The organism is Pseudomonas sp. VI4.1 (assembly GCF_002029345.1).
GTDB lineage: Bacteria > Pseudomonadota > Gammaproteobacteria > Pseudomonadales > Pseudomonadaceae > Aquipseudomonas.
Genome location: NZ_MULM01000058.1, coordinates 1 through 11,571, shown reverse-complemented (window position 1 = coordinate 11,571; position 11,571 = coordinate 1). Strand labels below are relative to the sequence as shown.

The 11,571-nt window shown below is 61.9% G+C and carries 11 protein-coding genes and 2 pseudogenes; all 13 read right to left on the bottom strand.

Features of this window, described 5'->3' with window-relative positions; translation table 11 throughout:
• The coding region (locus BZ163_RS01495; protein ID WP_256578902.1) for a contractile injection system protein, VgrG/Pvc8 family at window positions 1-505 on the bottom strand (505 nt) is incomplete at its 3' end.
• A 2-nt stretch (window positions 506-507) separates the two neighbouring features.
• Window positions 508-3,170 (bottom strand): annotated as a pseudogene (gene tssH, locus BZ163_RS01490) (type VI secretion system ATPase TssH).
• Between the two features lie 153 nt (window positions 3,171-3,323).
• Window positions 3,324-3,815 carry an Hcp family type VI secretion system effector gene (locus BZ163_RS01485; protein ID WP_128869511.1) on the bottom strand — a complete coding sequence of 164 codons (492 nt, stop codon included), beginning with the start codon at window positions 3,813-3,815 and terminating at the stop codon, window positions 3,324-3,326.
• Window positions 3,781-4,314, bottom strand: a complete 534-nt coding sequence (locus BZ163_RS36305) for an OmpA family protein (RefSeq protein WP_371916781.1) — start codon at window positions 4,312-4,314, stop codon at window positions 3,781-3,783. The genes BZ163_RS01485 and BZ163_RS36305 overlap by 35 nt, the downstream gene beginning before the upstream one ends.
• Window positions 4,315-4,330: 16 nt before the next feature.
• On the bottom strand, window positions 4,331-4,792 hold the full coding sequence (locus BZ163_RS36300; RefSeq protein ID WP_371916780.1) for a hypothetical protein: 462 nt from the start codon (window positions 4,790-4,792) through the stop codon (window positions 4,331-4,333).
• Window positions 4,716-5,582, bottom strand: coding sequence for a hypothetical protein (locus BZ163_RS36295; RefSeq protein ID WP_371916779.1), 867 nt, complete (start codon window positions 5,580-5,582; stop codon window positions 4,716-4,718). Before BZ163_RS36295 ends, BZ163_RS36300 begins: the two co-directional genes overlap by 77 nt.
• A gap of 1 nt (window position 5,583) precedes the next feature.
• Window positions 5,584-6,267: a type VI secretion system protein TssL, short form gene (tssL, locus tag BZ163_RS01475; RefSeq protein ID WP_128869510.1), complete on the bottom strand. Its 684-nt coding sequence runs from the start codon at window positions 6,265-6,267 to the stop codon at window positions 5,584-5,586.
• The gene (gene tssK, locus BZ163_RS01470) at window positions 6,264-7,619 is read right to left on the bottom strand and encodes a type VI secretion system baseplate subunit TssK (protein WP_128869509.1); all 1,356 of its coding nucleotides are present in this window, start codon (window positions 7,617-7,619) and stop codon (window positions 6,264-6,266) included. Before tssK ends, tssL begins: the two co-directional genes overlap by 4 nt.
• Before the next feature lie 24 nt (window positions 7,620-7,643).
• Window positions 7,644-9,182, bottom strand: a complete 1,539-nt coding sequence (gene tssC, locus BZ163_RS01465) for a type VI secretion system contractile sheath large subunit (RefSeq protein ID WP_128869508.1) — start codon at window positions 9,180-9,182, stop codon at window positions 7,644-7,646.
• A gap of 34 nt (window positions 9,183-9,216) precedes the next feature.
• Window positions 9,217-9,720 (bottom strand): type VI secretion system contractile sheath small subunit, encoded by a 504-nt coding sequence (gene tssB, locus BZ163_RS01460; protein ID WP_128869507.1) that lies wholly within the window; start codon window positions 9,718-9,720, stop codon window positions 9,217-9,219.
• A 333-nt stretch (window positions 9,721-10,053) separates the two neighbouring features.
• Window positions 10,054-10,455, bottom strand: coding sequence for a biopolymer transporter ExbD (locus BZ163_RS01455; RefSeq protein ID WP_128869506.1), 402 nt, complete (start codon window positions 10,453-10,455; stop codon window positions 10,054-10,056).
• A 1-nt stretch (window position 10,456) separates the two neighbouring features.
• Complete coding sequence (locus tag BZ163_RS01450; RefSeq protein WP_128869505.1) at window positions 10,457-11,179, bottom strand: MotA/TolQ/ExbB proton channel family protein; 723 nt, start codon at window positions 11,177-11,179, stop codon at window positions 10,457-10,459.
• 86 nt (window positions 11,180-11,265) lie between these two features.
• A pseudogene (locus BZ163_RS01445) lies at window positions 11,266-11,571 on the bottom strand (energy transducer TonB); the annotation flags it as partial.

Below are 11,571 nucleotides of genomic sequence, written 5' to 3'. Positions count from 1 at the left end.
ATTGCATGACTTGCAGGCGCTTGGGGTAGGTGCGCGTGAGCTTGAAGAAAAAGTCCTGGCCGCGGAAATCGTGGCGGCTGCGCAGGATCTGTTCGACGATTTCCGGCACCGACTGGTGTTGATAGAGGCGGAACTGCTGGCCGCGGGCGAGCAATGCCAGGCGCGGTTGCAGGGTGATTTCATAGCGGGCTTCGTCGACGGAGCCGGACAGGCGTTTGAAGGCGGTGATCACGCCGTTGAAGGTGCGCAGCGGTTTTACCTTGAGGTCCTTGGTCAGGAAGGTGAGCTTTTTCGGCACGGGGTGCAGGCTGAACTGGGCCTCGCGGTTGAGCAGCTGGTCGGCGGCGAGGTCCTGTTCGCTGCAGGTGAATTCGACGACGTAGTGGAACGGCTGGCTGAGCTGTTCTTCGCCGTGGAAGGCCAGGACGTCGAGGGTCAAGTCGGCGTTGAGGACGTGCAGCTTGTGGCGGCTGTGGTCGAAGAAGATGGGCAGTTGGCTGGACATCTTCATACCTCCATCGCGGCAAGTTGCCCAGCGTCGTGGGCGTCGGAGAAGTGCAGGGTCACGCCGTAATCGTCGCTGTAGCCCAGGCTCACGCCGCGGGTTGTCTGCCCGGCCGCCTGGCGTTGCAGCAGCTGCTGGCTGAGCACCGGCAGGATCTGCTGGTTGAGCAGGCTGTCGATGTTGCGCGCGCCGGAGTCGGGCAGCAGGCAGGCGGCAACCAGGGCTTCGTTGAGGGCCCCGTCGATCTGGCAGGCCAGGCCGAGTGACGTTGCAGACGCTGGGTCACCCGGGCGAGCTTGAGGACGACGATGCCCTTGAGGGCGTCGGCTTGCAGCGGGCGGTAAATCAGGGTCTGGAAACGCGCCAGCAGGGCCGGCTGGAAGTGCTCGCGCAGGATCGGCCGCAGCAGTTCCTGCAGGGTGCTGTCCGGCGCGTCGGGTTGTTGCTGCAGGCAGGCCTGCAGTGGATCGCTGCCGAGGTTGGAGGTCATCAAAATAACGGTGTTGCGGAAGTCGATTTCACGCCCTTCGCCATCACGCATGAAGCCTGGGTCGAACACCTGGTAAAACAGGTTAATGACATCGCGATGGGCCTTTTCCACTTCATCGAGCAGCACCACGCTGTAGGGCCGTTGGCGCACCGCTTCGGTGAGCACGCCGCCCTGGCCGTAACCGACATAGCCCGGAGGCGAGCCTTTGAGTTGGCTGACGGTGTGGGCTTCCTGGTATTCGGAAAGGTTGAGGGTGATCAGCGATTTCTCGCCTCCAAACAGGCAGTCGGCCAGGGCCAGGGCGGTCTCGGTCTTGCCGACACCACTGGTGCCCACCAGCAGGAACACCCCCAGTGGCGCCTGGTCTTCGGTCAGGCCGGTCCTCGCGGCTCGCAGCCGCTGGGCAAGGGCATTCAACGCCGGCTCCTGGCCAACGACGCGTTCGCTCAATTGCTGCTCCAGTGCCAGCAGGTTGGCGTGTTCGTCCTTGAGCAGACTGCCCAGCGGCACCCCGGTCCAGTCGGCGATCGCTTCGGCGACGCTGCGGGCGCAGACGTCGAGGGCCAGCAAGGGTTGGTTGCCCTGGGCGTCGGTCAGTCGTCGTTGCAACTGTTCGCAGACATCCGGCCGGGGTGGTTCGGCCTGGCGCGCATCGAGCAATTGGCGTGTCAGGTCGAGTTCGTGCCGGTATTGCTGTTCGAGCTCGGCGTGTTCGCCTTGCAAATCCGCCTGATGCGCAGCGATCGTCGCCAGGCGCTCGCCGGCGTTGTCGCCCAGGAGTTGCCGATCCTCTTCGAGGGCCTGTCGCTCGAGTTCCAGGGCGGCCTGCCGAGCCTTGAGCCGGACCAGTTCCTGGGGTTCACAGTCAAGGCTCATGCGCACTCGCGCGCTGGCGGTGTCGAGCAGGTCGACCGCTTTGTCGGGCAGTTGCCGGCCGGTGAGGTAGCGCCGTGACAAGCTGACCGCGGCCTGTACCGCCGCATCCTGGATGTGCACGCCATGGTGACTGGCGTAGCGCGCCTTGAGCCCCCGCAGCATGAGGCAGGCGCTGGCGTCGTCCGGCTCGTCCACCTTGACGGTCTGGAAGCGCCGCTCCAGGGCGGCATCGCGCTCGAAGTATTGTTTGTACTCGCTCCAGGTGGTGGCGGCGATGGTGCGCAGTTCCCCACGAGCCAGGGCCGGCTTGAGCAGATTTGCCGCATCGGCGCCGCCCGCCTGATTGCCGGCACCGATCAGGGTGTGGGCTTCGTCGATAAATAGCAGCACCGGGTGGGCTGATTGCTGCACGGCGTCAATGATGTTTTTCAGGCGCTGTTCGAACTCGCCCTTGACCCCGGCGCCCGCTTGCAACAGCCCCAGGTCCAGGGTACGCAAGCTGACCGGCTTGAGGCTGTCCGGGACATTGCCCTGGGCGATGCGCAAGGCCAGGCCTTCGACCAGGGCGGTCTTGCCCACACCGGGTTCGCCGACCAGCATCGGGTTGTTCTTGCGCCGGCGACTGAGGATGTCGATGACCTGCCGGATCTCATCGTCACGGCCGAACACCGGGTCGATCTGCCCTGCCCTGGCCTTGGCGGTGATGTCCTGCGTGAACCTGTCCAGCACGGCTTGCAGGGCATCCTGCAGGACGGCACTGGATGGAGGGGTAGTCTGGCCTGTCGACATCTCCGTCGTGGCAAAGGCAGCTTCTTGTTGAACCTGCGGACGCTCTTCGGAGTGTTGATCGAGCAGCGCGAACAAACGCTGCAATTGAACATCACTGAGGCTGAGCAGCGGCCAGGCGGCGTCGCACGCGAGCAGGCCGGGAGTCTCCAGCAACGCACCGAGCAGATGCGCGGAACGCAGGTGCTCGTGGTTGTCGTCCAGGGAGGCGCGCAGCCAGGCGTTCCTGATCAGTTGCTGCAACTGGCCACACAGCTGCGGCTTGCCCTGCACACTGCGTGGCAGGCTGTCGAGATGGTCGAGCAGCCCACGCCAGAGCGCGTCCATATCCCATTCGTAGCGACGCGCAATGAGGGTCAGGTCACCCTCGCCTTGCTCCAGCAGCTTGAGCAGCCAGTGCTCGATGCTGATCTGTGCATGGCCGCGGCTTTGGCACAGCGAAGCCGCCGCGCTCAGCGCCTGGGCGCAATAGGGGTTGAGGCGGCGGAGCAAACGGGTGGAGTGGTGTGCCATGCGGGCGCGTCCTTGTTCTTGAGACTCGGTGTATTCGGTGGAAGCAGGCGGTGGGTTTGAAACTCGATGTAGTTGGATGAGCGTCCGCGAACAGACGCTCAGCCAAACACAGCTGGAGCCGGCAGACGGTAGCCCGTCTGCCGGCTTTTCAGATCAACCTGACTTGCGCTCGCTCCAGGAGTCCGAATGCTTGATATTGCCGTCCTTGAAGGTCCAGGTGATCTTCTCGTAGCGCAACTCGATCTCCTCCAGGTGATTGTGCTTTTCCTTGGTGGGGTCCTTGATGTCGTGCATTTTCGAAGCGACATTCACCACCTTGACGTTCTCGAGCAAAGCGCTGTAGCTCTCGACTTCGTGGCCATTGTCGTCAATGCGATACCACTTGAACTCGGCACTCTTAAAGGTCTGGCCCATGGTCACAGCCTTGAGCAGGTAGACAGAGGAGGCATCGATCTCCTTGGTGAACATAAACGGAGAGTGAACCCGTGTGCCTGTCAACTTGCCTGAGTTGTCGTCGGTGGGGATGGACACTTCATGGTCCAGGGCAAGCACCTCGATGCTGCCCTCGCGCCCTAGTACATCCACCGAACCTTTGATGTCCGCGCCGCCGTCATCTTTCAGCCACAGATAAACCGGAATTGCCATGTGAAGCTCCTTCTCTAAGAACATGAATGTCGCGGAATGCGACAGGGGGTTGTACATCCGGCCCCGGCGTGGGAAGCACGCAGGCCCCCACTTCCGGCACCAGACGGATATCGACGCGACGGTTGGCCGCGCGCCCGGCCTCGGTGTCATTGCTGGCGACCGGCTGGCTGGCGCCAAAACCCTGGACCGCAAAACAGCTATCAGGGATGTCACCCATGTGCCGCATCCACTCGTGCACCGCGGCCGCCCGGGCACGGGACAACTGGACGTTGTGCCCGGCGTCGCCCGTGGCATCGGTATGCCCGGCAATGACGATCAGCCAGCCGGGCTGGGCCTTGATGCCGACCAGGGCATTGACCAGCACCTTGGTCGAGCCCGGCTTGAGCCGGGCGCTGCCGGTACCGAACAGCGACAGGCTGTCCAGACGCACCGGCCTGGGGCTTCCGGCGGGGATCGGAGCCATCGCCGGATGACGGTGACCGGCAATCGTCGCCAGCACCTGCGCGCGTAACGGCTCAACCGCGATACAGGCCCAGGCCCAGCGCCAGCGGTGCGCCTTGTCGGTAGTAGTGATCCAGACGCGTGGCGGCCTGACGCAGCTGCGCAAACGCTTCCTCGCGCAAGGCGAATTCGGGCCGGTCACGTTGGGCTGTCGGGGGAATCGAGGCGTACCGGCGCAGGTCATCGGTGATCTGGCGCACCAGCAAGGTGTTCTGCCAGGCCGAACTGGCCAGGGCGAGGACGCCGGCCACTGCCAACAACCACGACCCGATGACAGTTGCACGGCGTAACGGGGACCGCCGTCCATGGACCGGCAGCAGATGCAGCAAGGGATCAGGGAACGGCGAGCGCGTGCCCTCCCCAGGCTCCGCCTGCCTGGCGTCAACCAGCGCCACTTTGTCATGCAGCCATTGTTGCCACAGGTTGCCCGCCACTGCCTGAGGCAGTACCGGTACCAGCGTGACGGCGCAGACCATCGGCAGGCTGACGCCATGACGGGTTTCCCGGCGAGCGAAATGTGGCATTACCGTTTCGTCCAGCCAGGCCGCAACGCTGCTCAGTTGGACGCTGGTGTGCAACCGGCCAGCGGTGCGTGGCGCTGTCAGCGGATTGCCGCTGCCAATCCGCCAGGCTGACGCACGCTCCCGCCGCGCGCACGCTGGGGTGGCCCTCGCCTGCCTGCCAGCTGAACCAGGGCCCCTCACCCCGCGAGGCTTGCAGGTAGCTCGCCAGCAGTAGCGGCAGCACCCTGCCGCGCTTGCGAACCAGCGCGACCTGATAACTGAAGGCTCGTATCTGTCCAGCCAGCACTGCAGCGTCGGTATGCTCGGCGGGGTTGACGATGAACATGACGCTGAGCTGCGCGGCCCATTCCGGACGCAGGGCCAACAAACCAGCGGTCACCGAAGGCAGCTGCTCCACCTCGGGTACCCGCACATAGCAACCGTCTTTAGTGAGGTGCAAGGCCACTTGTTCGACGGCCGTTGCGCCAAACAGGCTCGCCAGACCATCGCCACACACCAGGACCACCGGCTTACGGTAGGCCGCAGGCGGCAAGGCAGTATCGCCGCTCAGCGTCAGTGACTCGCCCAGCGCTGCCGCACGTCGTCCCGCCCGACGCCAGGCAAGGACGACGATGCACCCGAGGGTCAGGACAGCTATTGCACGGGTTCCGGCTGTCAACGGAAAAACCGCCAGCAGCACGAGGACGAGCGTACCCGCCCACAGCCAAAGACCCCGTGTCAGCTTGAGCGCCATCGGCCCCATCTCAGGCGGCTCCGGGCAGGAGCGTAGTGACCAGACCGCTCAACAAACGGTCCAGCGCCCACCAGACAGCGACGAACGACAGGCCCACCGCCAGCATGTGAGGCAGCGGTGACCGCAACCAGCGCAGGCTGCCGGTCCGGTTAACGCCACTCGCCTGTGTCTTGATACCAAGGCGCAACGCCATTGGCGCGACGTGCCCATTCAGCGCTGTCAGCAGTTGCTCGCGTTCGGGATCATTCAGTTCGCGATACCGGCCTCTAAAGCCCAGCATCAATACCCGGTGAAAGGCCGTCAGTACCTGCGGATCGGGTGCCGGTTCGCGCAGCACTTCGCGCATGTCTTCATACAAAAACACCCCGGCCTGGTGACGATTGAAGAATTTCGCCTGCAACGGTTCGCGGGCCCATTTGGCATGGGCATCGGCTTCGGCGCAGTTGAGCACGGTCTCGTCGAGCAATGCACACTGGGCGTGGCTGATGTGGTCGATGCTGCGCTGGCTCAGGCCGGCCTGCTCGAGTCTCTGGCGAACGAACTCGATCTGCCCGGCGCAACGCGCCCATAGTTGCTCGGCATTCTGCGCCGAAGCCCCATGACGCAGCTCTACCACCAGCAGGAAGCTGTCCTGCAACAGCGCGTCGATATCCATTGCAGTCGCGGATTGTCCGTGGGAGATAACCCGGCTCATGTGCGCAGCACCGCGAACAGTTCCAGCTTCACGTCAGCGAGCGTGCTCGGGACGTAGAAGGCACAGACCCCTTGGGCCAACACGGCCTGGCCCTTGGCATGCCTGAGATCCAAGGCGAAATACTGGTTTTCCAGGCGTAGCGGAATGGCTGCCGGCACGTGGCTGAGCGACTGCAGCGGAACACCGTCCAGTGCGGCGTTGACCAGGTGATCGACATCATCCGGCGTACCGACCTTGCACAGGCGCGGAAACTGGCTTTGCAACTGTGCGGCCGGCATCCGGCAACGCACCGACAGATAGAAGTCGGCACCGTCATCCTCACGCAGGCGCGCATCATTGATCGTGACCTGCCAGCGATTGGTACTGATCTCCTCGAGTTCCAAGGCAATCACCCGTGACGGCAGGCTGGCCTCCAGCAAGGTGGAGATCATGCGCATCAACGGCGGGAACACGGTCTCCAGCTGATCGTGGCGATAAGCCGGAATCTGTTCGATATCGTGTTCCAGCGAAAAGGTCAGCAGGCTGCCGGCCAGCTTGGCCAGTTCCAGATAGACCTGCTCGGGATGCCGTGCAGGATAGGTCTTGAGATCAGCCAATACCGGCTGGTAAGTGTTCAGGGCATTGAGCAGCCAGAACAACGAGACATCGGCCACGGCGAAGTCGGCCATGCGCTGGTTGCTCTCGCGACGCATGCCCATCAGCCTTTGCCGCTTGGCGGACAACTGGGTCAACAGGTTATCAAGCTGTGCCAGCAAGCCGGGATGAGCCGCGAAGACGAGCAGCGGCGGCACATAATCAGGATCAAGGCTCCAGCCGCCCTGCCCGTCGCGCGCCAGCCGCGCAATCGGGCAGGTCAGGTAATCGCCGTTTTCATCGTGATCGAAGCGCAGACTCAGCACATGCTCCAGCACGCCGATCGATTGCACTTCGCCGGCATAAACATCCTGCACGTCACGCCAATCCTGGCGATAACGTGTCGGCCGTTCAGCCTTGGCGGCGTCGAACAGGCAGTTGTTACCATTGGCCTGTTCCAGCGGCAAGGCCAGGAGCAAGGTGGCGCCCTGGAGGTCATCGGCCAACAGGCGCGCCAACTCCAGGGCAGGCGGCAATCGATCCACCTGATCGGTATCGATCAAGGTCCCGTCAGGCATGCGCAGGCACACTTGGCTGGCCTTGAGCTTGCCCAGCCGCAGGGCTTGCGGGTCAAACCCCACTACCTGGACACCCCAGGGGTGCACCATGGACAGACGGGCCAGACGCTCGTTGGCCCACGCCTCCCAGCGTGTCTGCTGTTGGAATTGCTGCGGGCACAGCAAGGCTCCCGCGGCCCACAGGGGGCGGTCGATTTTCATGACGTTGTTTCCCTAGGGGTTGATTCAGGCTTTCGCTTTGGGCATCTGCGAAACCAGCGACAGGTTGACGTCCATGCCTTCCACCTGGAAGTGCGGCACGGCGTACAGCTTGACGCGGAAGAAGCCCGGGTTGTCCTCGATGTCTTCCACGGTCACCTTCGCCTCACGCAAGGGGTGCGAGGCCTGCAGATCGTCGCCCGGATCGGTCATTTCGGTGACCAGCCCGCCGATCCACTTGTTCAACTCCAGCTCCAGCAGACGACGGTCCTTGGTCGTCCCGATGTTCTCGCGCTGGATCATTTTCAGATAATGCGCAATGCGCGAGAGCAGGAAGATGTAGGGCAACCGTGAATTGATCCGGCTGTTGGCGGTGGCGTCTGACGTGTCATACAGCGCCGGCTTTTGAGCCGAGTTGGCCGAGAAGAAACAGGCGTAGTCGCGGTTCTTGTAGTACGACAATGGAATGAATCCGAGGTTGGCGAACTCGAATTCCCGCGTCTCCGGAATCATCACTTCCGAAGGGATCTTCACCTGGCTGCCCGTGCCCAGATCGTACAAGTGAATCGGAAGTTCGGTGACCGCGCCGCCTGACTGCGGTCCGCGAATCTGCACGCACCAGCCGTTGGCGATGAAGCTCTTGACCATGTTTGCCGCGAACGCGAACGAGGCGTTGGTCCACAGGTACTTGGCGTGATCAGGGCCCTTGACGCTTTCGATGTAGTTGAAGCTGCGCACCGGAATCGTATCCGGGCCATAGGGCAGGCGACCCAACACGCGCGGCATGGTCAGGCCAATGTAACGGGCATCGTCACTGTCGCGAAATGACTTCCACTTGATGTATTCGGCGCGGTCGAAGTAGTTGCCGATGTCCTTGATCGCTGCAACCTCTTCCATCGATTCCTTGCCGAAGAACGCCGGGCCGACAGCACCGATGAAAGGCATGTGCGCTGCTGCCGCGACTTTGGAAATATTGCGCAGCAGGGCAATGTCCTGCGGGCCGCGATCGAACTCATAGTTGGAAACGGCCGCCGCGATCGGCTCGCCACCGGGGGTGTCGTACTCCTGGGTGTAGGTATGCACGTAAAGCCCGCTCTGGGCGATCTCCGGTGCATCTTCGAAATCCTGGATCAAGTGATCCTTGCTCAGATCCAACAGTTCGATCCGCACGTTCTGGCGGAAGTCGGTCTGATCGATCAACGATTTGACGCCGCGCCAGGTCGACTCGACGCGCTGGAAATCCGGATGGTGCATGACGGCATCCAGTTGACGGCTGATCTGCGCATCCAGCGATGCAATGTGCTCATCCAACAGTGTCTTGTCCAGGCGCTCGACTTTCTTCGACGATTGCTTGAGCAACTTCAGAAATACACTGACGGCCGCGGTCACTCGCTCGTCGGTGGAAGCCTCGGACAAGGCTTCATTGTTCTGAAAAACGTCTATTGCGCCCAGCTCTGCAACCGGACTGAGGTTGATCTTGCTGAACAAGCCACTGTACACGGTATGATTTTCTGCAGACAGCACTGCAGCGCCACGCGATTGCGCGGAAGAGTTTTCTACGGACATTGTGCGAACTTCCCTTTAAACCAACCGAGGTGAATTAACGATCTTGTTCTGGCGCCAGAGCGGCCAATTCGGCTCTCAACTCGTCACTCAGCGCGTCATCCTTGAGGATGCGCTCCAGTTCGTGGCGGAAGGTGGCGTTGTCCAACAGGTTCGACTTGAGGTCGCGCAACAGGTTGCGCATCGCCAACAGCGCACGCAGTTGCGGTATCTGGCGCGCCACCTGTTCCGGTTCAAAGTCCTTCATGCCCTGGAATTCCAGCTTGACGGCAGCGTCGGAGCCATCATTGACCAAGGTGTTTTCCACCGCCAGTGTGAGGCGCGGAGAGAACTCGGCCAGCACGCTGTCGAAGTTGTTTTTGTTTATATCGACCTTGCTTCTTTCAGACAGAGACCGCTGCTCCCTGCCGTTGCTGTAATCCCCCATCACCATCAACTTCAGCGGCAACTCGACTTTCTTCTGTGCCCCGCCGGTGTGCAAATCGAGCTTGATATTGACCCGAGCCTTGGGCACTTCGTTTTGAAAACTGCTTGAAGCCATATCCCCTCCATAGACATTAAATAACGGCATGCACCGTCACAAAAACAAGAACGACTGGAACCCAGACCATTTTGCCAACCTAATAAAAAAGTTGCCGCCAACAGCCTGTGAATTCCTTTTTGATACAGCGAATAAAACATTTCCGATTCAGGTGTAGTTCAGCGACCTACAAACACCATGAATCATCCGAGGCTGCTAATCCATATCTCGGAGCATGATTAGGACGTTTCCGACGCATTTACAGAAACTGCCTACAAATTGAAACAAACAGCAATAAAAAAGGCCGCTCGAAGGCGGCCAAAATAAACAAGGATGATCCCGGCGTAACTTTTCCTACTTCGCCGTAATCACCGACAACTTGGTAATCCCCGCCCGTTCAATAGACGCCATCGCCCGCGCCACCTCGCCATAATTCACCCCGTTATCCGCCTGCAGTTGCACCCGCACATCAGGGTTTTTCGCCTTGGCCGCCTGCAGGTTGAACTCGAGCAGGTCCGCCTGGATTTCGTCCTTGTTGATGAACACCTTGCCCTTGTCGTCGATGCTCACCACCAGCGGATCTTTCTGCTCCACCGGCGCCACCGCCTCGGTCTTCGGCAGGTTGATCGGGATCGCATTGGTCAGCAGCGGCGCGGTGACGATGAACACCACCAGCAGCACCAACATCACGTCCACCAAGGGCGTGACATTGATTTCGCTGAGCACTTCATCGCTGTCTTGTGTGGAGAAGGCCATTTCAGGACGCCTCCTTGACTTTCTGCCCGGCGACGGTCGCGCCGGACTTGCTCAGTACCGGGTGCAGCAGCACGCGGAATGCGTTTTTCTGCGCCAGGCTGTAGAAGTCGTGGGCGAAGTCGTCGAGGTCGGCGGCGGTCAGCTTCAGGCGCCGCAGGAAGTAGTTGTACACCAGCACCGCCGGCACCGCGACGGCGATGCCGACACCGGTGGCGACCAGCGCCGCGCCGATCGGCCCGGCCACGGTTTCCAGGCTCGCCGAGCCCGCGGCACTGATGCCTTTCAAGGCCGACATGATGCCCCAGACGGTGCCGAACAGACCGATGAAGGGCGAGGTGCTGCCGATGCTCGCGAGGATTGCCAGGCCGCTTTCCAGCGAGCGCCGCTCACGCACGATCTGCTGGCGCAGGGCGCGCTCGAGGCGGTCCTGGTGGTTGATCGACTGACTGAGGTCAGTGCCCGGTTGATCGCTGACCTGGATCGCCGCGTAACCGGCCAGTGCCACGCGAGCGGCGGCGCCCGGTTGGCTATGGGCCAATTCAGCGGCGGAATCGAGACTGGAGGCGGCCCAGAAGTGTTTATGGAATTTGCGGTCCTGGGTCTTCAGGCGGGTGAACTGCACGCCCTTGAGCAAGGCCAGGCCCCATGTCGCGACAGAGAAGATAATCAACAGCCAGATGACGGCGTGTTCGATGGATTCGAAGGGGGATGCAATCAGGTTCATGGTCAGGCTCTCCAACAAGGCAATGGATCAGTTGTAGCGATGCGCCTTTTGTCAGGTGGCCCGCGGTCGATATCGTGAGGGTTGAGTTACTTGATTTTGAAGTCGATGGGCACGCTGACCCAGCCGTCCTGGGCGACATCGCCCTGCTTGGCCGGGACGAAACTCCAGCGTTTGACTGCAGCCAGGGCGGCGTCGTCGAGTTGATCGCGGCCACTGCTTTTCTGGATCTGGATGTCGCCGGGTTTGCCGCTGGCCAGGACATGCACCCGCAACAGCACCGTGCCTTCCCAGCCGCGACGCATGGCCAGCGAGGGGTATTCCGGCGCCGGGTTTTTCAGGTAACCGGCACTGGCCGGACGCCGGGGTCACCGGGTTTCGGTGCTGGGGGTCGC